This is a genomic window from Paraburkholderia nemoris (genome assembly GCF_905221015.1).
GTDB classification, from domain to species: Bacteria; Pseudomonadota; Gammaproteobacteria; order Burkholderiales; family Burkholderiaceae; genus Paraburkholderia; species Paraburkholderia nemoris.
In genome coordinates, this window is record NZ_CAJNBO010000022.1 from 12712 (window position 1) to 36231 (window position 23520).

31 protein-coding genes and 1 pseudogene are annotated in these 23520 nt (G+C 61.2%); 20 read left to right on the forward strand and 12 right to left on the reverse strand.

Going from position 1 to position 23520, the window contains the following annotated elements:
- Positions 1–21: 21 nt before the first annotated feature.
- Positions 22–309: a hypothetical protein gene (locus KHO33_RS29015; protein WP_200567516.1), complete on the forward strand. Its 288-nt coding sequence runs from the start codon at positions 22–24 to the stop codon at positions 307–309.
- A 739-nt stretch (positions 310–1048) separates the two neighbouring features.
- On the opposite strand, the gene KHO33_RS29020 is transcribed toward KHO33_RS29015, so the two are convergent.
- Positions 1049–2071 (reverse strand): winged helix-turn-helix domain-containing protein, encoded by a 1023-nt coding sequence (locus KHO33_RS29020; protein WP_200567517.1) that lies wholly within the window; start codon positions 2069–2071, stop codon positions 1049–1051.
- Between the two features lie 432 nt (positions 2072–2503).
- Between KHO33_RS29020 and KHO33_RS29025 the strand changes: the two genes are divergently transcribed.
- Entirely contained in the window at positions 2504–3076 is a 573-nt protein-coding gene (locus KHO33_RS29025; RefSeq protein ID WP_234480820.1) for an Rrf2 family transcriptional regulator, read from the forward strand.
- Between the two features lie 176 nt (positions 3077–3252).
- Here the strand turns inward: KHO33_RS29025 and KHO33_RS29030 are convergent, their stop codons facing one another.
- Positions 3253–4491 (reverse strand): sensor histidine kinase, encoded by a 1239-nt coding sequence (locus KHO33_RS29030; protein WP_200567518.1) that lies wholly within the window; start codon positions 4489–4491, stop codon positions 3253–3255.
- A 269-nt stretch (positions 4492–4760) separates the two neighbouring features.
- On the opposite strand from KHO33_RS29030, the gene KHO33_RS29035 reads away from it, so the two are divergent.
- Together KHO33_RS29035 and KHO33_RS29040 are read left to right on the forward strand one after the other, a co-directional pair.
- The gene (locus KHO33_RS29035) at positions 4761–5027 is read left to right on the forward strand and encodes a response regulator transcription factor (protein ID WP_234480821.1); all 267 of its coding nucleotides are present in this window, start codon (positions 4761–4763) and stop codon (positions 5025–5027) included.
- A 199-nt stretch (positions 5028–5226) separates the two neighbouring features.
- On the forward strand, positions 5227–5817 hold the full coding sequence (locus KHO33_RS29040; protein ID WP_200567519.1) for a BPSL1445 family SYLF domain-containing lipoprotein: 591 nt from the start codon (positions 5227–5229) through the stop codon (positions 5815–5817).
- 131 nt (positions 5818–5948) lie between these two features.
- Here KHO33_RS29040 and KHO33_RS29045 read toward each other — a convergent pair whose 3' ends face one another.
- Positions 5949–6338, reverse strand: coding sequence for a PRC-barrel domain-containing protein (locus tag KHO33_RS29045; protein WP_200567520.1), 390 nt, complete (start codon positions 6336–6338; stop codon positions 5949–5951).
- A gap of 352 nt (positions 6339–6690) precedes the next feature.
- On the opposite strand from KHO33_RS29045, the gene KHO33_RS29050 reads away from it, so the two are divergent.
- The gene (locus KHO33_RS29050) at positions 6691–6879 is read left to right on the forward strand and encodes a CsbD family protein (RefSeq protein WP_200567521.1); all 189 of its coding nucleotides are present in this window, start codon (positions 6691–6693) and stop codon (positions 6877–6879) included.
- A gap of 276 nt (positions 6880–7155) precedes the next feature.
- Entirely contained in the window at positions 7156–8220 is a 1065-nt protein-coding gene (locus KHO33_RS29055) for a glycosyltransferase family 4 protein (RefSeq protein WP_200567522.1), read from the forward strand.
- 67 nt (positions 8221–8287) lie between these two features.
- Here the strand turns inward: KHO33_RS29055 and KHO33_RS29060 are convergent, their stop codons facing one another.
- On the reverse strand, positions 8288–8659 hold the full coding sequence (locus KHO33_RS29060) for a hypothetical protein (RefSeq protein WP_200567523.1): 372 nt from the start codon (positions 8657–8659) through the stop codon (positions 8288–8290).
- A 96-nt stretch (positions 8660–8755) separates the two neighbouring features.
- On the reverse strand, positions 8756–9139 hold the full coding sequence (locus tag KHO33_RS29065) for a hypothetical protein (RefSeq protein WP_200567524.1): 384 nt from the start codon (positions 9137–9139) through the stop codon (positions 8756–8758).
- A 244-nt stretch (positions 9140–9383) separates the two neighbouring features.
- On the opposite strand from KHO33_RS29065, the gene KHO33_RS29070 reads away from it, so the two are divergent.
- From KHO33_RS29070 to KHO33_RS29080, 3 genes are all read left to right on the forward strand, one after another.
- Positions 9384–9851, forward strand: coding sequence for an Hsp20/alpha crystallin family protein (locus tag KHO33_RS29070; protein ID WP_200567525.1), 468 nt, complete (start codon positions 9384–9386; stop codon positions 9849–9851).
- Positions 9852–9875: 24 nt separating this feature from the next.
- Positions 9876–10283: an Hsp20/alpha crystallin family protein gene (locus KHO33_RS29075; RefSeq protein ID WP_200567562.1), complete on the forward strand. Its 408-nt coding sequence runs from the start codon at positions 9876–9878 to the stop codon at positions 10281–10283.
- 206 nt (positions 10284–10489) lie between these two features.
- Complete coding sequence (locus tag KHO33_RS29080; RefSeq protein ID WP_200567563.1) at positions 10490–11053, forward strand: Hsp20/alpha crystallin family protein; 564 nt, start codon at positions 10490–10492, stop codon at positions 11051–11053.
- 104 nt (positions 11054–11157) lie between these two features.
- Here the strand turns inward: KHO33_RS29080 and KHO33_RS29085 are convergent, their stop codons facing one another.
- On the reverse strand, positions 11158–11610 hold the full coding sequence (locus KHO33_RS29085; protein ID WP_200567526.1) for a DUF2934 domain-containing protein: 453 nt from the start codon (positions 11608–11610) through the stop codon (positions 11158–11160).
- 383 nt (positions 11611–11993) lie between these two features.
- Here KHO33_RS29085 and KHO33_RS29090 point away from each other — a divergent pair, with 383 nt between their 5' ends.
- From KHO33_RS29090 to KHO33_RS29100, 3 genes are all read left to right on the forward strand, one after another.
- Positions 11994–12266, forward strand: a complete 273-nt coding sequence (locus tag KHO33_RS29090) for a CsbD family protein (RefSeq protein ID WP_200567527.1) — start codon at positions 11994–11996, stop codon at positions 12264–12266.
- Between the two features lie 191 nt (positions 12267–12457).
- Complete coding sequence (locus tag KHO33_RS29095; protein WP_200567528.1) at positions 12458–12832, forward strand: response regulator; 375 nt, start codon at positions 12458–12460, stop codon at positions 12830–12832.
- Positions 12833–13033: 201 nt separating this feature from the next.
- Positions 13034–13237: a cold-shock protein gene (locus KHO33_RS29100; RefSeq protein ID WP_200567529.1), complete on the forward strand. Its 204-nt coding sequence runs from the start codon at positions 13034–13036 to the stop codon at positions 13235–13237.
- A gap of 353 nt (positions 13238–13590) precedes the next feature.
- Here KHO33_RS29100 and KHO33_RS29105 read toward each other — a convergent pair whose 3' ends face one another.
- Both KHO33_RS29105 and KHO33_RS29110 read right to left on the reverse strand, forming a co-directional pair.
- Positions 13591–14220 carry an amidase family protein gene (locus KHO33_RS29105; RefSeq protein WP_328822813.1) on the reverse strand — a complete coding sequence of 210 codons (630 nt, stop codon included), beginning with the start codon at positions 14218–14220 and terminating at the stop codon, positions 13591–13593.
- 617 nt (positions 14221–14837) lie between these two features.
- Positions 14838–16253, reverse strand: coding sequence for a sensor domain-containing diguanylate cyclase (locus tag KHO33_RS29110; protein ID WP_236074708.1), 1416 nt, complete (start codon positions 16251–16253; stop codon positions 14838–14840).
- On the opposite strand from KHO33_RS29110, the gene KHO33_RS42225 reads away from it, so the two are divergent.
- The gene (locus KHO33_RS42225; RefSeq protein ID WP_236074718.1) at positions 16194–16379 is read left to right on the forward strand and encodes a hypothetical protein; all 186 of its coding nucleotides are present in this window, start codon (positions 16194–16196) and stop codon (positions 16377–16379) included. The two genes, KHO33_RS29110 and KHO33_RS42225, sit on opposite strands and share 60 nt — an antisense overlap.
- A 180-nt stretch (positions 16380–16559) precedes the next feature.
- Here the strand turns inward: KHO33_RS42225 and KHO33_RS29115 are convergent, their stop codons facing one another.
- The 3 genes from KHO33_RS29115 to KHO33_RS29125 form a co-directional block, all read right to left on the reverse strand.
- Positions 16560–16730 (reverse strand): DUF2934 domain-containing protein, encoded by a 171-nt coding sequence (locus KHO33_RS29115; RefSeq protein ID WP_200567530.1) that lies wholly within the window; start codon positions 16728–16730, stop codon positions 16560–16562.
- Between the two features lie 87 nt (positions 16731–16817).
- Positions 16818–16976, reverse strand: a complete 159-nt coding sequence (locus KHO33_RS29120; RefSeq protein ID WP_200567531.1) for a hypothetical protein — start codon at positions 16974–16976, stop codon at positions 16818–16820.
- Positions 16977–17017: 41 nt separating this feature from the next.
- The gene (locus KHO33_RS29125; RefSeq protein WP_200567532.1) at positions 17018–17224 is read right to left on the reverse strand and encodes a hypothetical protein; all 207 of its coding nucleotides are present in this window, start codon (positions 17222–17224) and stop codon (positions 17018–17020) included.
- 535 nt (positions 17225–17759) lie between these two features.
- Here KHO33_RS29125 and KHO33_RS29130 point away from each other — a divergent pair.
- On the forward strand, positions 17760–18032 hold the full coding sequence (locus tag KHO33_RS29130) for a DUF1488 family protein (RefSeq protein WP_200567533.1): 273 nt from the start codon (positions 17760–17762) through the stop codon (positions 18030–18032).
- Between the two features lie 379 nt (positions 18033–18411).
- Positions 18412–18798 carry a hypothetical protein gene (locus KHO33_RS29135; protein ID WP_234480828.1) on the forward strand — a complete coding sequence of 129 codons (387 nt, stop codon included), beginning with the start codon at positions 18412–18414 and terminating at the stop codon, positions 18796–18798.
- A 94-nt stretch (positions 18799–18892) separates the two neighbouring features.
- On the opposite strand, the gene KHO33_RS29140 is transcribed toward KHO33_RS29135, so the two are convergent.
- Positions 18893–20119, reverse strand: coding sequence for a tyrosine-type recombinase/integrase (locus KHO33_RS29140; protein ID WP_200567534.1), 1227 nt, complete (start codon positions 20117–20119; stop codon positions 18893–18895).
- 155 nt (positions 20120–20274) lie between these two features.
- On the opposite strand from KHO33_RS29140, the gene KHO33_RS29145 reads away from it, so the two are divergent.
- The 5 genes and pseudogenes from KHO33_RS29145 to KHO33_RS29165 all read left to right on the forward strand — a co-directional run.
- Entirely contained in the window at positions 20275–21309 is a 1035-nt protein-coding gene (locus KHO33_RS29145; protein WP_200567535.1) for a DNA-binding protein, read from the forward strand.
- Positions 21310–21344: 35 nt separating this feature from the next.
- Complete coding sequence (locus KHO33_RS29150) at positions 21345–21698, forward strand: hypothetical protein (protein ID WP_200567536.1); 354 nt, start codon at positions 21345–21347, stop codon at positions 21696–21698.
- Positions 21699–21771: 73 nt separating this feature from the next.
- Positions 21772–22206 (forward strand): SET domain-containing protein, encoded by a 435-nt coding sequence (locus tag KHO33_RS29155; protein ID WP_200567566.1) that lies wholly within the window; start codon positions 21772–21774, stop codon positions 22204–22206.
- Between the two features lie 184 nt (positions 22207–22390).
- Entirely contained in the window at positions 22391–22753 is a 363-nt protein-coding gene (locus KHO33_RS29160; protein WP_267915739.1) for an HU family DNA-binding protein, read from the forward strand.
- 49 nt (positions 22754–22802) lie between these two features.
- Positions 22803–23510: pseudogene (locus tag KHO33_RS29165) on the forward strand (PDDEXK nuclease domain-containing protein); the annotation flags it as partial.
- Between the last annotated feature and the right edge of the window lie 10 nt (positions 23511–23520).

A 23520-nucleotide genomic window follows, 5' to 3' on the forward strand; every position in this document is an offset into this window, starting at 1 on the left:
GCCTGGGTATCGGAGGTAATCATGAAATGCGGGTACCGTGGATGGATCATCGACGCGACGCCGGATTTCTCCCTTGGGAAATTCTTCGCACACGCGCGACTGGTCCGCGTTTCGGCTGACGATAACGTTGAAGGTGAAATGCATATCGAGCGTGATCTTTCCTACTTCGACACGGAGGATGAGGCGATCGAAGTCGCTCAGGAATGGGCTTTTGCATGGATCTGCGAGCGCGACCGCAGCGTCGGTGACACGCAGCACGAGACGCCAGCATCCCGGAGCAGCATTCCGGACGAAATCCGATCCAGATGAAATGCCGCAAGACGGGTCTCCCGCCCGATGCGAAACGCAGGCTTCGGACCCAGCAGCGCAGGGTAAGCGTCCCTTGCAATACCGTAACTGGAAGGTCAGGGAAATAAAGAGCGGCGCCGCCGACCTGGTGTCGGGGCGCCGCCTGAATCACACACCCGCAAGACCGGGGAGAGCGCACGAGTGACCTGAAGATATCGTTCAGCGTTGCCCGCTTCAAGACGAAAAATCTTCGTTTGTAACTAATGTCGGCGCGCGACCGTCGCGGTTTTTGTGAATTTACAAATTCGTAAAATTCTTACAAAAGGGGTTATCGATTGAGTCCGGCCAACAGCGCGGTCCTGGTCACGGTTCGGAGCATCAGATTCTTCCGGATATTAAATTTTCCTTCAGTACCGGCGCAACGTAACCGCAAGCCGAAATTTCTTCCTGCGCAAATTTTGAGTGACTGTAAATACTGCATTCCTGTCCCATAATCAGCGTCAGGACCAACCGGTGTCGCACATGCGAAAGGAGACTGACCTATGGACGATACGAAGGCAAAAACTGCGGCTGAACGTTATGAAGCCGGGACATCGATGAAGGATGGTCTCGTGTCATGGCCGCGTGCGTCGACATGATCGACGCTGTTTCTGCCGCCGGCGTAAGAAACGAGCTGCACGCTGTTCGCGATGCATTGCGGCGCCTCCACGCTTTAGCTGCGGCCACACACGACGAGGCGGCCAGGACCAGAATGAACTGATCAGCTGCGGCGTCCTGTAAGCAGATCTGCCACCGCGGCTCGGGTGGCAATTTCCCAGATATATCCGCGAGAATAATTGACACCCACCCGCCGATGAAGCGCGGTGCGCAAACGGCCGTGCACGCGAGGTGACTCCTTGACCGTAGCGGCAATCCACGCCAGCGTTTCATCATTGATCGTCAGGCGTTTCTTCTCCATGCGCTGCTTCGGTGGTCGCATCCTGTGCTCCAGTCCGAGCTTCCCGACGAGGGTCCTGACATGTCCGCTTGAGTGGTAGACCCCGAATCGCTGCTTGATCAGCCTTTGCACATCCCCGGTCCGCCAGAGTTCGGATTCGTATCCGTGGGCCATGGGGCTGCGCTCCAATGCCGCTCGCAACCATTCAAGCGCCTCGGGGCCGAGTGTCGCTTCCCTCCCGGATGACCTGAGTTGTTCAACAGCCTCAACTCCACCAGCAACGACCATTGACCTGTATTTCGTAATCGTCCGCTCGCTGATGTTGAGCGCTTTTGAGACGCGGTCGGCGCTTTCGCCATCCAGAAGCATTTGGGCAGCAATCTTCCGGCGCTCGGCATCGATGTCGTTTTGCGACTTCCGACCCGTCGCACACGGCGGATTTTCCGAAACTGGATAAGTGAGACGGTATGCGAGGCCATAACCCCGAACGAGATAGCCAACATGCGAAGCGGAAAACTGGACTCCGAAACGCCGAAGGATCAGTTCGCGCAGTTGGTTTATGGTCCAGGTCGGCCCTGGATAGCCGTGAAGGCCCGGTGAGTGCTTGATAGCGCTAACGAGCCAGCTTTGCGAAACATCATCCAGTCGCGGGTTGTTCCCGTGGATACGAAGGCACGCGAGAGCTTCAGGTCCGTTCCTTTCTATCAGGTCCTTGTATTTGCTCACGGTCGGAAGACTCGCTCGGGCCTTCCTGGCTACCTCGCTGATACTTTCACCATTCAACAGCAGTTCAGTGGCGAGAACCCTTCGCCGCGCGAGCGGAATATCGTCGATCTGTTTGCTCATCTCGTCAACGAAAGTGAATTGATAATTGTCTCGCGTGGCGGTCTCCGTATTTATACACGATCGTCGACAAATTTCGGGCTAGGAGAGCGAGAATACCTCCCGACTTGATACGCGCTCTCAACTGGAGCGAAACCCCGACCTAGGGCCAATGCGCCGAGCATGAGCCCGGTCGCCTGACATTCTGAATGGCCGCAAATCTGCCATCTTGGGCCGTTCATTTGTGCTAGCCCGGCGTCGCTTGATGGCGAAATCCGGGCGCAGCGAGCAGTCGATGCGCGACGCGATCGACCCCGGCGCTCACTTCCTCAGCCGAGCGCGGCTCTCGCATTTATGTTATCGAGCCGCTACAGGTAAGGCGCTTTCAGACGATACGAAGTCTCGCCAACCAGTCGAACAAGTCGGGAACAGACGCGAAATTGTGCCCCTGTTCGCTTGAACGCAAAGTTACGGCTGCTGGACAATAAATGCCTTGCGCGCATCGGCGCCCTCATGCTTGCGCGGTCCCACATCGAATGCTGCACAGAGGAAAGGTTCATGCGACTGACAGATTTCACCGACTACACGTTGCGCGCGCTGATGTATCTGGCTTTGCGCGACGACAAACTGTCGACGATTGAAGAAATTGCCGGGGCCTACGATGTATCAAAACATCACATGGCGAAGATCATCCAGCACCTTACGCAACTCGGCTGGGTCGACAGCGTGCGCGGACGTCGCGGAGGTATGCGCCTGGCACCACGCACACGCGAACTGACCGTCGGTGCCATTGTGCGCGCGTCGGAACACGATTTCACGCTGGCCGCCTGTCACGCAATGGATGCAGGGAAAGACTGTGCGATCGTGCAGCATTGTCGCCTGCAGCATATCCTCGCTCACGCACGGGAGGCTTTTCTGGCTGAGCTTGACAGTTGTACCCTGGCGGATCTGGCGACGCCTGCCCAACCGCTTGCGATGGTACTTGGCCTGATCCGGCCCGGCAGGCCGGTTTCGCTGAACCATAAATAATCGTCGCCGCAGGCGGCAGCGGAAGTGACTGCGCCGTTTATCCCGTCGGCACGAGGCCATTGACGATCCATCCATCGATGACACACGCATCCTGAAAAGTGAACATGCGCAATTTCGACGAGACGCGGCGGATCCAGTCTGGAGAAGGTTCCGGGTTCATGTCGAACCGATCACGGTTAGCGTGCACAAAAGCGCAAATCCTGAGACCCTCCGGGCTGGATGGGGAAGTGGATACTAAAGGTCGTGCCGTGCCCTTCGCGGGTCTCGAAGCGAATCCTGCCGTCGAGTACCCGGCAAAGCTCCTTGACGATCGCCAGTCCGAGGCCCACGCCGGGTATATCGTCGCCCGCGGCCCGTTCAAATTCGTCGAATACGCGGTCCCGGTCCGCGGGCGCAATGCCTACCCCTGTATCCGCAACGCGCAGATACCAGCTGCTTTCGCCGTAGCCGCCCATCGCCAGCTCGATTTCACCGGTTTTCGTATACTTTGTCGCGTTCGACAGCAGGTTCAGCGCCACCTGTTTTACCTTGATGCGGTTCGACAGCACCGTGGTCACGTCCGCGTCGAAGTGGGCAGACAGACGTAACCCCTTCGCCTCGATAGCGGGTCGGCAGGCCGTGACCAGTTCGTCAACGAGTTCGCGCAGGTCGAACGGCTCGACCGCAAGCGGTGTGCTGTCGCCGAGCACCACCGAGTACTCGACCATGTCGTCCACCAGTTGCTTCATATCCGCGGCCTGGCGGGTGGCCAGCGCCAGTCCGGCTTCCGCTTTCGATGGTGCTCGCGAAATCAGCTGCAGCGCGATGGAGAATGCGTTCAGGAAGTTGCGCAGGTCGTGCACGACACTGCGGGTAATCTGCATGCGCGATTCGTACAGGTCGCTCACCAGCCGCTGCTTCAGCGTCAGTTCGTGGTTTGCCCGCTCCAGACTGCCGGTGTATTCATCGATTTTCCGGTCGCGCTCCGTGACCACTTCCCGGATCGACGTGACGGTGACGACGCCGAGCGCGTCATCGATCAGCCGCCGGGCGCGCCCTTCGTGGCGCCTCGTGAACGCGTCATTCGATTCCGCGAACGCCCCGGCCGCGTCCGCCAGCACCTGCCGGAACAGGTCCAGCTCGTGAACCAGTTCATCGATGCGATAGCCCTGTTGCCAGCGGACCCTGCCATGGGTACGGGCATCGCGTTCGATCGCAGGCTCCGCCGGTTCGAGATCCTGCGCGTCGAGCGCAGTACAGATCCCGTCCAGGATTTCCGGCAGATGATCGGCGAGCTGCTCGTACGTCAGCTTGTCGGCCTCGACGAGGCCAGCATCCCCGAGCACGGCATTCATCCATTTCTCGGTCAGGGTGGTGCGTTGCCGGCGCAGGAACCCGGCAAAACTGCGAAGCGGCCCTGCTTGCGCGTCAGTCATGTTTGGTATTTGCAGAATGGTGTTTCGACAGAACGGGCGCCCCGGTGACGCAGCGCACGCGTCAGTGAACAGGTAACAACGCAACGGGCGCCGGAATCTGGCACTGGAAAGGGAAGACCCGGAAACAGTCCCTGCCCTGGCCAGAAGGGCCGCGGGTGTGCTTGCCTGGACCGCTGCGCGGGTCATTATCCTTCAATCCCCTCCAATGGAACACGTCTTGCTAAACGGTTAGGGGGAAACGAGAACGCATAAACCGGGGCCAGATGTAAATGAAATCAATTCTGCTTGTCGACGACGAGTCCGACCTGCTCGCTGCGTGGCATCTGATACTGACCAGCGAGGGATATGACGTGCGGTGCGCCGCCAATGGTGCGGAGGCACTGGAGTCGATGCGACAACGTGTGCCTGACCTGGTCATCACGGACTGGATGATGCCCCTGATGGGCGGGGCCGAACTGTCGCCGTGTGCGTGCGCAGCCGCACCTGGCTCACGTGCCCATCCTCGTCCATACATCGGCTCCGCTCCCGAGGAATGAGGGTAACGCCTGGAATGCCTGCCTGCAGAAGCCGGCGTCCATGCAGCTTTTTCTCACCACCGTAGGGCGGCTGTGCGCGGCACGCAGATAGGCTGAAAGCTGTGCAGAGCTGATTTGAGCGGCCTTGCTGGCCGGTAACGCAGTGCGTGAAGCGCCGGTTGAATCCCGTACTTCACGTTGATATCCAGGGAGAAAAACCATGCGCAGGAGACAGTTCATTCTGACCACCAGCACAATGCTCGCGACGGGCGGGACTGTACTGGCCGGTTGCACGACTACGCCCCCGAAATCCGGATCGGAGACTTCGGAAAATGCCGGCAAACGCCGGTCCATCAATGCCGATGTTGATGCGACGCTTGCGCGCCTGTACACCACCGCCAGCGGCTCGCGAGAACTCGTCTCAAAAGCCCGCGGCATACTGGTGTTCCCGTCGGTTATCCAGGCCGGTTTCTGGATCGGTGGCCAGTACGGCGAAGGCGCGCTGCGGGTTGGCGGCCAGACGGCCGGCTACTACAGCACGGCGGGCGGTTCGTTTGGCCTGCAGATCGGTGCGCAGTCCAAAGCGATCATTTTTCTGTTCATGACAGAGGACGCGCTCGACCGGTTCCGCAACAGCGATGGCTGGGCGGTCGGCGCCGACGCGACGGTTGCCGTGGTGAAGGTCGGGGCAAACGGCAATATCGATACGTCAACCGCGACCGCGCCGGTGCAGGCCTTCGTGCTGACCAATGCCGGCCTGATGGCCGGCGTGTCGCTGGAAGGCACCAAGGTCACGCGGCTGAAAATCTGAGCGCCATGCGATGTATGTCCAGCCCGGGTCGCCACCGCATCCAGACACGAAAGACCGGCCGCCATGACGGTCCGGGCAGCATCGGGATCCGGCCGCATTCGTGGTCAACCCCGGCACGCCGGTTCAGGTGGTCAGGGTGACGCGTATCTGAATTCGGGCAACGCCTTCAGGGAGTCCCGCGTGGCGCCCGGCAAACGCATCTGCCTGTCGACCACGTGCAGACTGCCAAAGGGCACGGCGACCAGGTGGGTACCGAGACCGAGAAAACCACCGACGGACAGAATGGCGTACGTCACGCTATCTTTGGGACTCACGACCAGATCGTCGATCGTTCCGATCGTGTCCCTGCTTTCGTTGTAGACGGTCGCGCCAATGACCTTGGAAGCCCGGTATCCGGACGCCAGCTGAACGACATCGACCCGGGTCGTGGTGATCGATTGCACCGTCCCCTGGGCCCGGAGGTTGCCGGTGGAAAAAGCGGTGGCGAGCATCACCGCGCAGGTGGCGATCGCGAATTTCATATCAAACTCGCTATGTGTCAGACAGTCAACCCAAAGGTGCGCCTGGGCGCCGCGGCACGGTCGAGCCGTTCGAGGCGAAGCCGTCCTGCTCACTGCCCGCGCTCCCGCCATTCTCATGTTAGCGCCTCATTGCGGTGACCGGCCACTCGTCATGCGCGGAGCGTGCCGCTTGTACCACGCAATGTAATTTCGCACTCCCTAATGCACTCACATTATCGGCCCGGCGAGGACGGAGACCGCGACAGGGCGCAGCGCCAACGGCGCAGCCAGGTACGCCGTTTGCGTAAATTATGGAGCTTGCCCCGGCAGGCGGTAGCCCATCCATGGATCAGTTTTGCACGGGAGGTCGGCCATGAACAAGGATCAGATCAAGGGTACGGCGGAGAAGGTGAAGGGCAAGGTGAATGAGGCGGTTGGACACGCAACGGGCAACACGAAACAGGAAGTCAAGGGCGATGTCCAGCAGGCGGCCGGCGAAGCACGGAAGAAGGCGGGCGACGTCAGGGAAGCCGTCAAGGATACGACCCGGAAGCCCGTCTGAAACGGGGCCCCCGGGCGGGTCACGACCACGCTCATGACGGGGTTCTGACCGGTCGATGCGCGGGCCTGGCGTTCCGGCTTCGCTGGCCCGTTTCCGTGTCGCCTGTCATACGGAAGCGGGAAAAGGGGCGGCCGGACAGGGCCGCGTTGCATGACGCAGGGTTCGGACGACGGCGCTCCCGATGGCGCCGCCAGCAGGGTCGGGTCGCGCCCTCTTGCGTCTCGTGCGCCCTAGAACGCGCACGGTCTGCGCGAATTACCTGAACGGAGTTGCCCGATGCGTATCGCGCAGATCGCGCCGTTGCACGAAGCGGTGCCGCCGAAGTTCTATGGCGGTACCGAACGCGTGGTGTCGTACCTTACCGAAGCACTGGTCGAACCGGGGCACGACGTTACCCTGTTCGCCAGCGGTGATTCCCGGACAGGTGCGCATCTCGAACCAGCCTGGCCGCACGCTCTGCGTCTCGATCCGGGCATCTGCGATACGCTGGCTCCGCACCTGTTGCTCCTTGAGAAAGTGCGGCGTGTCGCCCATACATTTGACGTCCTGCACTTCCATCTGGGCTATTTGCCGTTCCCGACGTTTTCGCAGCTCGTCGTGCCGTTCGTGACTACGTTACATGGGCGCCTCGACCTGCCGGAACTGCAGCCGGTGTTCGACACGTTCCCGGACGCGCCTGTCGTGTCGATTTCCGGTTCGCAGCGGGTTCCGTTGCCGAACGCGAACTGGCTCGATACCGTGTACCACGGGCTGCCGGAAAATCTGCTGACGCCGCAAGCGCCGGCACAGCCGGCCTATCTGGCTTTCCTCGGGCGGATCTGTGCTGAAAAGCGCGTTGACCTGGCCATGGAGATCGCCGCCCGCGCCGGTCTGCCCCTGAAGATTGCGGCGAAGGTGGACAGGGCCGACGAGGCGTACTTCCGGGACGTGATCCAGCCGCTGCTTTCGCAGCCGCATGTCGAATTCGTCGGCGAGATCAATGACGCGCAGAAATCCGGATTCCTCTCGGGTGCCCGCGCGCTGCTGTTCCCGATCGACTGGTCCGAGCCGTTTGGTCTGGTGATGATCGAGGCGATGGCATGTGGCACGCCCGTCATTGCGTTCAATCGGGGCTCGGTGCCGGAAGTGATTGCCGACGGTGTAACAGGCTATATCGTCGATGATGTGGCAGGGGCGGTCGATGCCGTCACACGACTCGACGCGCTGTCCCGTACGGAAGTCCGCGCGGCCTTCGTGCGCCGTTTCACATCGCGGGCGATGGCGCAGCACTACATGAACCTCTATACCGCGCTCGTCCAGACAGCAGGAGCGCCGGCATTAGGTCAGGTCGTCGCGGGCTGACCGGAATGGGTAACACCCTGTCAACGTCCCGCACCTGCTTACCGGTCCGGCCGTACCGCGCCCGTCGTCAGTAGATCGGAAACACGAAGTCCGGTGTCGGCGCAAAGCGGATGCCGGAATCCGGACAGATAACGCGCCCCCTGACTGCGACCCGCTGCCCCAGATAAGGCAGCAGAAGCAATGGGTCGGGTACATTAGCCTTCCCGAGCACGATGTCGGTCACGAGCTTGTCGTTGCAGGGCGAGGTTGACGGACGGTCCAGCCGCAGCGACGTATAGTCGCCCGGCGCGTACTGTCCGTTGCCCCGCTGGATCGTGCCCGTGATCCAGATCTCCTGTTGCGACGGCAAGGTCTTCAAGGGTGGCTCAGCCGCCGCAGCCGCCGCCGGGCTGGCAGCCAGAATGGCCGACGCGAGCAGTGCCTTTGAGCGCTGTTTCATGATGCTGCTCCCATCTGACGTGTTGGTTCTGATCCCGGGCGTGTCCGGCGAATCAGCTCGGGTCCGCCGTCGCGCCGCAGCGTAATAGCCCGGCAATCACTGGATCGGCGGCACAACGCCGAGTTTCTCGGCGAGCATGCGCTCGTAGACGCCGAAGTGCAGGTCGACTTCCTCCTGACTCACCGTCGTCACGGTGACGTTCACCTGTCCCGTCGGGAGGCCCAGCACCACTGACATTGCCGCTTCCAGTTGCGGCGCACAAACGCTGTCTTCCACCAGCGTCGTGCCGACGGCGATATCGTAGGTCTGTTCCTGCTGGAAGACGATCTCGACGAGCCGCGCGCGCGCACTCATGTTGTTGTCGATTGCGAGCCTCACGACCTCCGCCACGTTACGCATCGTTTCAGTCGGAAAGCCTTTCGTCGAGCGCAGCCGGACGCGGTGTCTGCCCAGTGTGAGCCAGTCCGAATCGAATTCCATGGTGTCCTCCGCCTGGTCGTTGCACTGCATCGGACTATAGGGGCCGGCCGGCGGTTTTCAAGACCGGAATTTCACCGTCCCCCTTGAAATTTCCACTGTAGTGCCTATATTGGATTTCGCTCAGGCAGACGCGCTGCTGGTATCAGGCGCGCTGCGTGTTTCGATTTGTTTGCCAGCAGCTGGCAGGCGGACTGGAGCGCGTAAGCCCGTTCGCCTCCATGCTGCATTCCGGGAGGATACGACCATGAGTGATCTCTATTCCGGAACCGACCTGTTCGGCGAATTCGACCGTCTGCAGCGCCAGATGGCAAGCCTGTTCGGTGGCCTTCCGTCCAGCATCCGCGCCGGCCGCTCCGGCGCCTTCCCGCAGGTCAACATCGGTACGACCGACGACTCGATCGAGATCGTCGCGTTCGCACCTGGCGTCAAAGCTGCCGAACTCGACGTGTCGATCGACAAGGGTCTGCTGACGATCAGCGGCGAGCGCAAGCCGGCGCGGCCGGATGCCAGTGGTGACACCGGCGATGACCCAACCGGCAGCGACGCTCGCACCTATGCACAGGAACGCTTTGCCGGTGCGTTCCGCCGGGTGATCGAGCTGCCGCAGAACGCCGATCCCGACAAGGTAGAGGCGCGCTACACCAACGGCTGCCTGTCGATTACCGTCGGCAAGCGCGAGGTGTCGAAGCCGCGGGCCATTACCATCCAGTAACGCCAGCTATTCGAGGAGCAAGCCATTAACGACAGGACACAGGTTGCTGAACGCGACCAGAAAGCGGCAGCACGACGCGAGGGCGACCCGCCGGTACGGCGGACGACGATTACGCCAGCAGTCGACGTGTTCGAGGATAGCCAGGGCATCACACTGTGGGCGGACCTGCCCGGCGCCACGAAGGACAAGCTCGAGGTGAAGGTGCACGACGGCAATCTGTACATCGAGGCCGAAGCGGTTGTGCCGACACCCGCCGGTCTGCGGCTGCAGCACGCCGAGATCAGTGAACCGCATTTCGCACGCGCGTTCTCGCTGAGCCCGGACTTCGACACATCGAAGATTGACGCGAACCTGCAGGACGGCGTGCTGAAACTGACCATTCCGCGCCGCGACGAAGCAAGGCCGCGACGGATCGAGGTGCAGACAAACTGAGCCCGGAAGACCAGCAACGACGACAGGAGAAAAAGCGGTGGTGGCCGTGAGTTCGCCATCACCTACGTCATGGAGGCCCGGATGCAGAACGCCATGGAAAAATGGTGGTCGCTCGCGAGGCGCAGTGCAGCGACTTCAGCAGAAGCTTTGCAGTTCGAGCGCCGATGGATATCCAGTTTTCCTGTCTGGCCATCGAGGAGAATACGATGAACCACGAGCTGAAAAAGTGGAACCCTTTCAAATTCCTTCGCGGATCAGGGAGCAAGTCCGACACGCACAGCCCGGAGAGTCATCCAGCTAGCGAGCAGGGGCGTCCCGCGTGGCCTGATATCCAGCGACTTTTCTCGCGCGATTCCTTACGTGCGCTGGAGGATTTTTTTCCCGATCCGTTTGCCGTGCGCGGCACGCTCGAACGATGGTTTGGCGACTTCAGTTCATCGCGTTTCCAGCCGCGCATTGACGTGGTCGACGAGGGAAAGATACTGCGCGTGACCGTCGAACTGCCAGGCATGGAGCGGGAGGACCTGACAATCAGCGTCGAGGACGGAGCGCTGGTGCTGCGCGGCGAGAAAAGGCAGGACGTGCACAGTGAGGAGGACGGCTGCTACCGGCTGGAACGCGCATACGGGGCTTTCACGCGCACGATCCCGATGCCCGAAGACGCCGATCCCGATCATGCTCTCGCAAAGTTTGACAAGGGCGTGCTCACCTTGACCGTACCAAAACACGAGGCCTTGCGATCCGCCAGCCGAACCATCGATATTGGCTAACGTCGGGCGGCGCTTTTGCTTCAACGCGTATGGACGGACATAGCCCACCCGTCTGACGTGAAGGGTAGTGATCGCCGCGGGTTAAATCACGGGACTTGCGGCGATCATTGCGCCTCGAAGTCGCGAATCCGCTGCCAGTATTCGTCGGCCCGTCCTTCAGGACACCCATCCTGCACCCAGAGCACATGAGCCCGCTCCCGCAGATGCTGCTCCAGCGCACGATGCCAGTATTCCTCCGCGCGTCCCACTGGGCGACCGTCCTGCTCCCATAGAAAGTAGGCGCGCTCGCGAACGCTTTGCTCAAGGCCCGATTTCGTTTCCGAAGTACTCGCCACGTCGTCGCCATAGGGTGCCATCTGGCCGCCGCGACCGATGTGGATTCTGGCGGACAGGCTCCCGAGTTCCGCGTCGGAAACCAGCCGGCCGTGGGCAGCCGCCTCAAGCGCTTTTGCTTCGAAGGCAGCGTCGTCCGCCTCGTCTCCCGGATGCCCGAGCTTGATGGGATAGGTGTGAAGGACAGTACCACCGCTGTCCAGTACGTCGACCAGTCGCTCCATGGCTCTCTCCCTTCCCCTGGCCGGATCGCTGCCGCCGCTTACCCTTCTCACAGCTCAGAAGAAGCGGTCTGAACGTCGCTGTTGCACAGGCCAGAATTGCAACACCGTGTGCAAACCTTACCATCATTTACCCGCGCTGCCGCACGGACCGGCATGCTGCTGCGCGGGGGATCCGTATGAGGGGGCATGTTGCCGGGACGCTGGTTGCTCCTTCTCCTGCGGGGCCGCATTTGCGTGCATCCGTTTAAAGATCGCGGTGCTGGGCTTGCTTCTTGCTCGGGCGCAGGGACGCGAATCGTCGCGGCAGATTGACTTTGCCGGTGACGCAGCGCGCGATGTTGTCTCATCGCCTGCAAAAACGTCTAACTCAACGGAGTGTCGAAATGGATACGGGAAAGGCAGAGGGTGCGGTCGAGGAAGTCGCCGGCAAGGTTCAGGGCGCAGCCGGCGCGCTGGTCGGTGACTCCGCGGCGCAACTGGCAGGCAAGGCAAGGGAACTCGCCGGTAAAGCGCAGCAGCTTCGCGCCGACGCCGCGAGCGCGGTGCGCGAAACCACAGCCACGAACCCCTTCATGGCGCTGGCAGTGGTGGCGGCGGTGAGCTTTGTGGCAGGCGCCATATGGCGTGCCGGCGGGCCTAGGCGCAACGATCGGTAAGCTACCCTGGAACGAGGCGGTAGTCCCGGCGCCCATGATCCCATACACGCCAGCGCTCGCGCCTTGTGGTGAGGGAAGGTGGGCATCTTGCAAGCAGATAACCGGTCAGGACAACTCAAGGCGGGAACTGCGGCCGGGTCCACCGCCCGGGACGCACCGTACGGCACTTCCGCCAGTGGCATCTTTCTTCCATGCGCAAAAAACTTCTGCTGGCTGACGACGACGTCAATGCAACCGCCGCCGTCGCCGTGTTTTTCGAGTCTCACAATTTTGAGGTGCGCACGGCCACCGACGGGATTACCGCGCTTCGGTGGTTCGCGACCTGGCAACCCGACGCGGCCATGCTCGATATCGACATGCCGGGCGCAAATGGATATGCGGTGGCGCGACACGTCAGACGCACCGAGAGCCCGGGCAAACGCGCACTGCTCGTTGCCATTACCGGCGAAATGCCGCCGCACGAGGTCGCCGCCCGATGTCATGAGGCTGGCTTTGATCTCCATGTTGCGAAGCCAGCCGATGTGAAGGCACTCGCTGAATTTGTCATTCAGGGAATTACGCGATGATTTATCTGCCCGCGGTTCCTTGCTGCGCGCAATGCGAAAAGCGTTGACAGAACGGCTCTGTCATTTACACTGCGAGCTTTAAAATATTCAAGAAGCCCGATTGCTGATCACCATTTTCCGCCTTGTCTGCGCGGTACTCGTTGTCCTCCCCCCTTCCTTGAAGTTGTTGGCGCTCCACACCGGAGCTGTTATTTTCATTTCATGGATACCGGTACTGTCAAGTGGTTCGACGATAGCAAAGGTTTTGGCTTCATCACGCCGGACGCAGGCGGCGACGATCTCTTCGCTCACTTCTCGGAAGTTCGGGGCGACGGCTTCAAGACGCTCACGGAAAACCAGAAGGTGAGCTACGAAACAAAGCGTGGACCGAAGGGCATGCAGGCGTCGAATATCTTGCCGCAGTAAAGTATTTAAGGGCCGGTCTGCCGGCCCTTTCCATGTGTGCCTGACTTGCATCCTCGCGGAGCCAATGCGCTCCCGATCTGATCGCCACGTTTGAATGTGCGCATCATTTGTCGTTCCGACACGATCCGTCTCGCCCCATTTTCGATCCATTCGCCTGCACGGCATCGATGTCGTGCGGACGTCGCCCGGTTATCGCTTATGCAAAACAATAAACATATTCACCAGTACAACGGTTATTCAGTTTCCCCGTCCGTTCACGGGTTGCCGGACGGCTGGTTTGCCGCCAACCTGCTACCCACAAGGGGTGATGCCCTGAGTGCTGAGCGTGCGTCCTACAAGTTTGATGTGCTCGACTATTTCGATAGTGAAACACAGGCTGTCGGGCACGACGGACGAAACCCGACCACGCCGCACAACGCTGCGGGAATCCGCAGCGAGACGCCTGCGTCGGAGCCTGTGCACACCGGCAAGCATGTCGCACGCGAGCGCCGCGGCCGGAGCCTCCCGACGAGCCGCCCGCATTCAGATTGGGGGTTGAACGGATTGCCCGTTGCGCCCCGAACCGGATTGCGCCTGTTCGCGCCGGCGCCAAGTTCCGGCACGTTCGTCTTGCCGACGACAATCGCCCCAGCGGCGCGCAATCGCGCGACGGGCAGGTTGTCTTCCTGCGGCACGGCATCACGATAGAGCGGTGAAGCCTGTGTGGTCAACAGACCTGCGGTGGCTTCGAAATCCTTCACGCCGGTCGGCAACCCATGCAGCAATCCGAGTGGCTCGCCGCGCATGACCGTTTTTTCAGCAGCCCGTGCTGCGTCGCGCGCCGCGTCAAAATTCGTTGCGACCATTGCATTCTCGAACGGATCGAGCGCCTCAATCCATGCAATACAGGCGTCGACCAGCTCGACCGGCGAAAGCTGCTTGTTGCCGATCATCCTGCGCAACATTGCCGCCGACATCCCGGCGATTTCCCGGGGCTCAACCATCGCTACCCTCCAGTAAAGAACGATGTTGCGAAGGCAATGTCTATGCTGCCGCTTGCTGACTGCGCGGCAACAGATAGCCGTAGCGGTCGATAAAGGCAGCCAGGACTGCCTCAAAACGAGCCGTTTCTACGTTTGTCACTGGCAGGCTCAATACGACGTACCCGCGTCGCGCCAGATAGATACCATGCTCGCCCAGAAGGATGGCGCCAATTTGCGGCAATTGCGCTTCATCCAGATGAGATCAAGGCGGTCTGACCGCTCCTGATTTTCATGTGAGCAGGTCACCTGCGATAGTCTGGCACTCTGTGCCAGACTATCGACCCTGAATCCGTCGGCTTGACCGGACGGTGATTTCATTTTCTCCCTGCTTATGTCGATTCAAACAAGCCCAGGCTGGTTTCGCGGGTATGGTCTCATGGCCTGGGCTATTCCACGCGGAGGCGCTTCGCAAACGGGGGCCTGTTGAAGGGGGGGCTGTGGTCTCGGCCGGAAAGCATGATGTGAGTTTGGCCTCGACAGGCTCGGATGTTCACGGCGTTTCGATTCATCAGGTAGCCGATGGATCGAGGTTTGCGGATTCGGGACAAGTTGCGTGAGTGGAGGGTGGGGTGACCACCCTATGAAACCCGGGACAGCGAAACCCGATTCCGGCCGGTCGCTTTCGCGTTGTAAAGCGCCTCGTCGGCGGCCTTGATTACCGCGGTCACGTCGTCGTCGCTCTGTGGCGTGCAGCTTACTGCGCCGATACTGGCCGTCACGCATCCGTGCTCGCTGCCTGCGTGTTCAATGCAGCAACTGCATATGGCGTGGCGAATCTTTTCCGCGATCTCCGATGCGCCCGTGGCAGGTGTATCCGGAAGGACGACGATGAATTCTTCACCACCGTAACGTGCCGCGGTATCCGCGGGCCGCCGGATGCTGTCAGTGATGCAACGCGCGACCGCCGCGAGCGCATCGTCACCAGCCTGATGACCGTAGGTATCGTTATAGGCCTTGAACCGGTCAATATCCACAAATAGCAGTGACACAACGCTATGCGAGCGCTTCGCGCGGCGCCATTCCGCATCCAGAATTTCGCCGAGACTGCGGCGGTTGTTCAGCCCCGTAAGTCCGTCGATTCGCGCAAGGAGTTGCAATTCTGACTCAGCGCGCATCCGCCGACGCAGCTGGATTCCCAGCAGGGCCGCAAGACCAATGAATGTTGTGCCGAACAGGACCATCAGCGAACCGATCGTCAGTGCCCGTCGGCGCCACGCTGCGTAGATGTCCTGTTCAGCGGCGGCCGCCATGATGATCAATGATGTGTTGGGGAAATTCCTGAACCAGTAGAGACGGCGAATACCATCGATCGACGCCGTATCGCCGAAACTGCCTTCCTGCTCGGCTATGAAGTGCCGGAACGTGCTGGCGTTCCTGATGTCGCGCCCGACGATGCGCGGGTCGTAAGGTTGGCGCATGAGCATCACGCCATTCTTGCCGATCAGCGACAACGAGCCATGCGGACCGAGCGAGAGTCCCGCGAAGAGGGTGTGGAAATACTCGAGGTTCACCGAGAGCAGCACAATGCCGGCAAACGATCCGTCGGGATTTGAGATACGTCGGGTGAGCGCGATGCTCGGCGCGCCTCCTCTCAGCCGCGATGCATAGGGGTCACTGATATACATGCCGGCAGAGGGATTGTCGCGTTGGATCGTAAAATATTCGCGGTCAGCAAAATTGCCCTGGCGCGGCGAGTCGCTGCCTGAATCCAGGACGATATTGCCCCTGGCATCCAGTACGAGCATCGAACCAAGATATTTGGCGCTTGCAGCGCGATCGAACAGTACTTCACGGCGCAGTCTGGGAGACAGGGACATGACCTCGGGGTCCTTGAGTCCGTCCATCACAGCCTGCAATGACAGGTCATAAAGTTCGAAATTGCGTTCAATATCGCGCTCGGCAATGAGTGCGATGTCGCGCAAGGATTCGCGCGTATGGTTCATCGCATCCTGTCGGCTCTGGTACAGGACCATCGCACAGAGACCAACCATCACGATGGCGATGACGGCGCCAGCTCCGGCGACGAAGAGCGACGACGCAAAGAGTTTTCGCTGGATGAGCCCGATGAAATCTGCGATCAGACCCTTTCCAGTTTTTATCATCTTTGTCGGGCGAGGTAACTCTGGCTGGCCATCTGTCTGGTCAGCGTCGAAGGAGGTGTATGGGGGGCAATGAGGCTTCCCTGCTGTTCGCAGGTCGCGCCGCGCGCTACTGGCCCGTGCTGAGGCAGCAGCCTACATCAATTCTGGTGAACATGGGAACGGTGTGCCGATGGGCCTGCCGCAGTCGCTAACCACGTGCTACGGCATCTGAACCAGGAGGATCGGGAGGCACTGGGAGCCCGAATCCCCCTCAACGAGCGTTCGGGCGATTTGCCAATACTCGTCGGCACATCCTTCGAGGCTGCCGTCCTGCTGCCAGAGCTGATGGGCGCGCTCGCGGATTCTTTCGGCAAAACTCAGATCGTGCATGCAGTCATCTCCCTCTGAAACGGAGTTCCCGCGCGAGATTCTCAGCACCCCAAGCCACAATCACGTGCGCTCTAAAAAGTACGCTTTTCATCGACGATCACGCATCACGTCCCAACACTGGCGAGGGTCCATCTGCCTGAGCATCCTCCGTCGGATCAATTCACGACGGTAGTGACTGGCAACCAGCAGCGCGGCAACGGTCAGCCCCAAAACTCCGACGACAATTCCTTCCCACGAGTCGCTCATGGAAGATTCCTTGACTGAACAACTGGATCACCCGGTCAGTGTCACTTGTCGGCAGGCATGCGAGCGGCAGCTTTGAGAAAAAGCTGGCCGTCGTCGGTAAGGCAAGGGCGTTGCAGGCCGGAGGCGAGTTGCTCCAGCGTGACCAGCTGCCGTTCAAGGAGCGCTTCGAGATCCGCCCGATCCAGGCTCATTGGGTCCGGCGCGTCCTTGAGCAGCATGAGAGTGGCAAATTCATGTGGACTGAGCATCTCCGTCTCCTGGCTACACCTGCGTTTCGCTGGCAACCTGATCCGCCGTTCTCGCTTTGCGAGCGGGATCATTCGGGGATGGCGGCGGGATACCCAATTCAGCGGTGGATGCATGTCGCGCGCCAAGGTGCCCATCTTAATATTGAGATGAGTAAAAGATCAATATTTGGGAAAGATTTTTCCGTGCGGTGTGGCGGAGCGCTAGGCGGCACAAGCATGCCGCAATTGGGGGTGCAAAAAAGTCGTTTCCAGCACCACCAAGTCGCGAGGAAAGTCTCAGGGCCGCGACCAGTCGGCTCATGTGTGCAGGCCGGCCCTGCGACAGTCAGGATGTATTGCATGGCGAATTAACGCAACTAACCGTCTGCGCCGAGAACACCAACCCTCAACGTCAAAACCGCTCAGCAGGAAAGGCGGGCAGTCGCAAGGTGCTTTGTGGATAACGATGCTGGTTTTCGTTCGATCGATTCTGGTAAATTCGAAAATCAGCGGCGCAGTTAATTAGACGTCGCAGACGAATCTGACGAGGTTTCTCATGGACGTTGTTGATCTTGCTCCCGGCGTGTCGCCAGACGGACGCACGATCGTATTCCGCCTATCCGACCACCAGCGCGAAGTGGAATGCGCGATTACCCGCGAGGCACTCGTAGTGTGTTTCTGGCTGCCCGCTGACGCAGACAGCGACCGTATGCTGAAAACGTTCGCAGACGGCCGCCAACGCATCATCGCGGTTGCGGAAAGACGGATGCGGGCTCGCCCCGATCAGACCATCGAGTTGGCCATTGCCGACTTTCTCGCAAAGCGCTAAACCCTGCGAGACAGTTTTTCAGGGATTCGAAAAGTACGCAGCGGCGCAGGCCTGGCGGCGCAGTGCCCGCAGATGAATAATCTCGCGGGAAAAGTGACAACTGCTGATCGGTCTGGAGGGGTCCCCAGGCTTGCTGATCGTGGGCTCGCGCTCGGCAAAAACAAGCGTACGCCACAGTCTCGTCTGCTTTGCCCAGAGTCATTGGGGCTACGGCCAGGCGTTTCCGGCTAATGCCGGCCGAAAATTCCCGCAGGCAGTCCCGCTATAATCTGCCCGTTATTAAACCGCTCCTTGCATCTTCGAATCCGTGTCGACCAAGCGAAATAAGTCCCATAGTACCCGCGGCCATAAACCGCTGACCAGGACGCTTCTGTTGCCGATGGATCGTGCCTCGGCAAACGCACAGTCGCTTGCCAGTCATCTTGCGCTGGTCGCATGCCGGAGTGGTCACGGAAACGGGCACCACGTCAATGAACTCATGCGCGTGGTGTATCTGGGCTGGTTTCTGCAGCGAGCCGGATACGGCAGTTGTCCGGCTGAGCAATTCAGGATTGCCGAGTACGCCGTTGAGGCGATTTTGTCACATGCTCGCGAGTATGGCGAGTGGCAGCTACCGCCCGAGACGAGCGTTGACTTCGAAGCATTGCTGGCCCTTTACGACTCTCAACTCGCCCGTGCGCCGCTGCACGAAGTGCTCGCCGCGGAGCAGAAGCTCGGGGCATTTCTGGCCGGAACGTCCCGTTCTCCCATTCCCGCGGATGCCTGATTCTGGCCGGGACAGGTTGCGATCGTCGGGCATTATGCGGCAGTCGGCCCGCGGGTCAACGCGATCGCCAGGGGTTGGCCGTCCGGGGTTGGATTCATGAGTCGTTCTTCGCAGAACCGGGCTCCGCAGCAGGCGGCGTCTCCCAGTTCATCCGGTGGCGCTTCACCGTCTCGCGATGCCGTTTGTCCTCTTCCTCATGCAGGTACAGGCTCGTGGTGTTCAGCGACACGTGACCGAGATTGTCGCGGACCGTGCGCAGGTCGACCCCGCCGTCGGCCTGGTGCGAACCCGATGTATGTCGCAGCCAGTGCGCCGATGCACGGTCCAGTTCATCGGCGCGATCCGTGAACTCCGGTCCGCGGGCGCGCAGCCACGCGGCGGCGTTGCCGAATACGCTTCTGATCGCGTCGTGCACGGCTGAGCGCGACATGCAGCGGCGCTTTCCCCTGAACGGGATGAGGAGCGGCGTGTCGTCGGCGCGGCCCGGGAGCGACGGCAGGCCGTTCACCTTCCGGTAGCGGGCCAGCTCGGCGATCAGTTCGGGCGACGCGGGAACGATCCGCTCTTTCTCACCCTTGCCGAGGATGTCCAGCCACCACTGCTCGCGTCCGTCGGCGCCGAGCCGGCGCGAGAAGTCGCCCATCTTTCCGGCGGCGACCTCTGAGATGCGCATGCCTTGCAGGTAGAAGAGGGTGGTCAGCCACCGGCAGCGGGCGGCGTACGCCTGCTGCAACCCGGTGTCCTGCGGTAACTGCCCGACGAAGCCTTTGACCTCATCCCACAATGAAATGGACAGGTAGCGCGTGACACGCGGTACCGCGTGTTTTCCACGTTGCCGCAGCAACGCCATCGGGTTGCCGCGCAGGTAACCTGCGTCCACCAGCCAGGTGAACATGCCGTTCAGGATGATCAGCGCCTGGCGCTGGCTGGCCAGTGACAGCGGGCCGTTGAACGGCCGCCAGCGGGCATCGCCGCGCGGGTATTTGCCACGGCTGGCCGACACCCAGCGGTTTTCGGGCTGCGGGTTGACGAGGAACACTTTGAACAACAGCAGATCCTCGTGCGTGAGCGACGACAGCGGCTTGCCGAGTTGCACGACGGCCCACAACAGCAGCCGCTCGGCTTCCTTGCGGTAACTGTCGAAGGTCGTCTTCGTGTCAGCGTAATTGGAGAGCCACGCGCGCACCGCATCGAGGTCATTGCGGGCCGACAGCTGCGAATTCGCGGGGTCGCCCCGGTTGGTGCCGTCGCGACCGTCCAGGCGTTCCGGAATGATGAGCGACTCGACGGGCTGGATGGACGCAATCGGGGTGTTCGACACGGTTCGGGCGGCTCCCAGAGATGTGACGCGTTTCCGGCCGGCACTCGCGACCATTTAGACGACATTATAGGCCTAATGTCGTGTAAGTCGTAAATGCAGTTAAAAGTGGTGCGGTTTACGTAGTATTATTTGGAAAATTCCTCAGAACCTCGCCCATGTCCGACGTCCTGCCCGACGAAACCCGTCTTGCCGCCGAGATCGATCGCCTGAAGGCCGCGCATCCGAAAACCCGCGAGCTCTATCGTGAGGTCTGCGCGCTGCTGTTCTTCCGTTACGGCATCACGCCGACCGCCAACCGCCTGTACCAGCTGGTCCGGCGCGGCAGCATGGGCACGCCGACCGCGGTGCTCGGCGAGTTCTGGACGGAATTGCGCGAGAAGAGCCGGGTGCGCATCGAGCACCCCGACCTGCCGGCTGAACTCGGCGCGGCCGCCGGCGAACTGGTGGCCACCCTCTGGTCGCGCGCGACCGCGTCAGCGGAGGCCGCACTCGACGCGCTGCGCGCCGAACTCGAGGCGCAGCGCGTCGAGGCGCAGCAGGCGGTCGTCGCCGCCCGCGATGAGCTGGGTCGCACCGAGACGGCGCTCGAGCAGCGCACCGCTGCGCTGCTGGCCGCGCAGGTCGAGGTGCGGGATCTGGACAGGGCACAGGCCGAAGGCCACGCGCAGCGGCAGGCGCTGGAGGCAGAACTGGCGAGGGTCCAGGCGGCGCTGGCCGCGCGCGAGCGCGAGCTGGTGGAGGTCAGGGAAGGGTTTTCGCGCGATCTGGAAAAGCAGCGGGAAGCGGCTGAACGCGCGGAGGAACGGCTGCGGGCCTCCGAAAAGCGCGCCCTGCTGGAGATTGATCGCGAGCGAAGTACCGCAACGAAGCTGCAGAAAGAGCTGGAAGAAGGCACGCGTCGGGCGGACCGGAAGGATGAAGACCATCGCCGTGCATCTGAAACCATGCAGGCGCAACTCGGCGACGCGCGTCATCAGGCGGGCGTGCTGCAGGGGCGGCTGGATGCCGTTCAGGCAGAGAATATGCGGCTGCAGGCGGAGATGACGACGCTGCGGGAGGCGGAAACGCGAGCGCGGGAAACCCGGGCATCGGCCGCCTCGGCCGGAGTCCGGAAGACTCCACGCCCGACCGGTTCGTCCCGCACCGTGCCGACTGCCAAACTAGCAACGCGTCGCAAGAAAGCGGTATAAACACAGGGTAATTTGCCACCAGGGAAATGGGCTGCATGGCTGACATCTACCTGCTCAGTGGACTGACGCTTCCGCAAGGCGTCGCGCATGAGTCCCTGCCCGGGACCGTGACCGGCTTCATGTCGGATTGCTGGCAGGGCATGAGCCGCACGCAGATGATTGCCCGCGCGAAACGGCGGGGTATGCGTCTGTCGTTTCGCGCAACGGCACCATGCCCTTCCGGCGAAACCGGCGTGTTCGAGCTGCGCTTCAACGATGGCGCAGGCGAATTCCTGATGCTGGCGCGGCTACAGCGGGTTGGAAACAGGCCCGGTGGAAATCGGCGTACCCGCCGGACCGACGTATCCCGCGCCCCGGCGCGCGATCTCCGACAGACCAGGTTGTTCTGACGTGACGGCCGCAGTTGCCGCGCAACGCGCCGCTCGCTATGCTCGCAGCCTTCAACGGATCGGGAGTGGTGAAGTGCGGCGCGTGACGGTCAGAAAATCATCGGTTCATGGGCGAGGTGTGTTCGCGCTACAGGCGATTCCGGCCGGCCAGCGGATCTTCGAATATCGCGGTGAGGTGACGTCGTGGCGGCGGGCCTCTGCCCGGTACCGGCGTTCGGGAGTGCCCGGCCACACATTCATCTTCGGACTGGCTGACGGGCGCGTGATCGACGGCAGCGTTGGGGGCAACAGCGCCCGCTGGCTGAACCACTCCTGCCAGCCGAACTGCGAGGCGATCGAGGACGAGCGGGGGCGGGTTTTTATCGGGACGCTCAAAGACGTAATGCCGGGCGACGAGCTTTCTATCGCCTATGGACTCACGATCGATGAGGTGAAGTCCCCAGAAATTGTCGCTGACTATGTGTGTCGCTGTGGGGCGAGGAAATGCACGGGTTCGCTGCTAGCCTGACGAGCGGATAACGACTTCCGCCAGACGCAGGAGAACTCTGCGCTAGCAGTGTGAAACGGGCACTCCCCGGAAGCCAGGCCGGATCGTTGTTTTGAAACTGAAAGCGCCAAACCGGAAGCGACGTGAAGATTGTCTCCGCACTGCGGAGGGAATTTGAGGGGCAGCCCGGAAAGTCGCGCCCAGGTTGCCGTCCAGCGGCGGCTCCGGTAACGTATCTTTCTCACCTTGGCAACGCAATCGCAATGCCCGTTTCAGAGGAAATGAAACCATGAACAAGCACGAACTCGTCGATGCCGTGGCCGCCGCGACCGGAAACAGCAAGGTGGCCGTCGCAGGAGCAGTCGATGCACTCATCGGGGCAGTGACGAGCGCGGTAGCGAAAGGCGAACCTGTGCAACTGGTGGGTTTCGGTACATTTGCGACCGGGGCGCGTGCCGCACGGATTGGTCGTAATCCCGCTACGGGTGCGGAGATACAGATCGCTGCGGCAAAGACCGTGAAGTTCACGGCGGGCAAGGCGTTCAAGAATGCCGTGAACGCAGCGTGAATGATGTGATGATGCATTTTTTCCCGTTGGCGGCCGGAGTGCAGCCTGTATGAGCGCACTCACGCCCGCATTGCTACTGAACGAAGTCCGGCTCCTGATCGATTCGGCCCGTGAGCGCACGGCCGCAGCCGTGAACGCCGAACTAACCCTGTTGTACTGGCGGGTGGGGCGCTGCATCCACGCGGAAGTGCTGGGCGGCGTCCGTGCAGAATACGGGCAGCAGGTGATCGCGTCGCTTGCAAAGGCGCTCACCGCCGACTATGGCCGTGGCTGGAGTGAACAGCAACTGCGGCATTGTCTGCGCGTCGCGGAAATTTTCACGGACGAGGCAATTCTCTCCGCAGCGCGGAGAGAATTGAGCTGGACGCACATCAAGGCGCTGATCTATATCGAAGACCCAATCAAGCGCGAGTTCTACCTGGAGCTCTGCCGGCTCGAGCGCTGGTCGTCGCGGCAACTGCAGGAACGGATGAATTCGATGCTGTTCGAGCGCAGCGCGATTTCACGCAAGCCGGCAGAGGCCATCCGGCATGACCTGGCGCAGTTGCGGCAGGAACAGCGGGTGCAACCGGATGTCTTGCTGAAAGATCCGTATGTGCTCGATTTCCTCGGCCTGAACGATCACTACCTCGAAAAGGATCTCGAGGACGCCATCCTCCGGGAAATGGAGCAATTCCTGCTTGAACTCGGCGCAGGCTTTACGTTTGTGGCTCGCCAGAAGCGGCTACAGATCGATAACGATGATTTCTACATCGATTGTTCCGATT